At 74.4% G+C, this 885-nt stretch carries 1 protein-coding gene and 1 pseudogene; both read right to left on the bottom strand.

Features of this window, described 5'->3' with window-relative positions; all coding sequences use genetic code 11:
• Positions 1–611: Pvc16 family protein (locus CCN42_RS36155; protein ID WP_143662144.1), on the bottom strand; the 611-nt coding region annotated here is incomplete at its 3' end.
• Positions 612–660: 49 nt separating this feature from the next.
• Positions 661–885 (bottom strand): annotated as a pseudogene (locus CCN42_RS36160) (hypothetical protein); the annotation flags it as partial.

Below are 885 nucleotides of genomic sequence, written 5' to 3' on the forward strand. Positions count from 1 at the left end.
GGAGCGCCGAACGGCAGCACCCGTACGTCGTGCCGCTCCACGGGCTTGCGCGGCACCGGCGTGCCGCGGCCGTCGATGAAGATCAGGGACGCCTGGTAGACCACCGACAGGGAGTACGGCGTCTGGTGGAGCATCCCCCACAGCTTCGACGTCTCGTCGATGTCCATCACCGTGGGCGTGAACCGGACCCGCTGCGCGGCCTCGGCGAGGTCGCTGCCCGCCAGGTAGGGCCGCTCTCCGGCCTGTTCGATGACGTCCCTCGGCAGGACGGGGATCTCGTGCAGGGTCCGGACCACCGAGCCGATCAGCCGCTGCCCGACCAGGTCCGTCTCGTCGCCGTAGGCGCTGATCAGGTAGTGCAGGTCGAGCGCGGCGGCGGGGCGCTCGACGAGCGTGCCGTCGCCCGCCCGGGTGGGCAGGTCGTTGCCGCGCATCGAGGTGTTGGGCGTGACCTGGTACAGGAACACGTTGACGGTGGGGTGGTCCGGCGGCTCGGCCGGCGGCTTGCGCGGCTCCACCCGCACGGCCTCGCCGAACTCCGGCCCCACGTTGGACTCGATGAGCAGGGCGAGGGCCTGGGTGACATGGGCGATGGCGAGTGCGTTGCTCATGACGTCGGTTCCTCGGTTCCTCTCGTCCTGCTGGTCTCGGCTGTGCGCCTCACTCGCGCCCCCGCTCCAGGTAGTCGGCCAGGCTCACGGTGGCGGCGGGGCGCTGTGCCGGGGCGCGCCGCGGGGGGCCGGCGCCCGGCGGCGGTCCCGCCGTCACCTCGAGGCGTCCGATCTGCACCTGCACCACCTGCTCGGGCGCCCGCCCGGCCCGCCGGGCGGCGGCCTGCCGTACGGCGTCCCGGGCGGCGGCCGTGTCGGCGGCCCGCGGGTGCGG

Source organism: Streptomyces glaucescens (assembly GCF_002154375.1).
GTDB classification, from domain to species: Bacteria; Actinomycetota; Actinomycetes; order Streptomycetales; family Streptomycetaceae; genus Streptomyces; species Streptomyces glaucescens.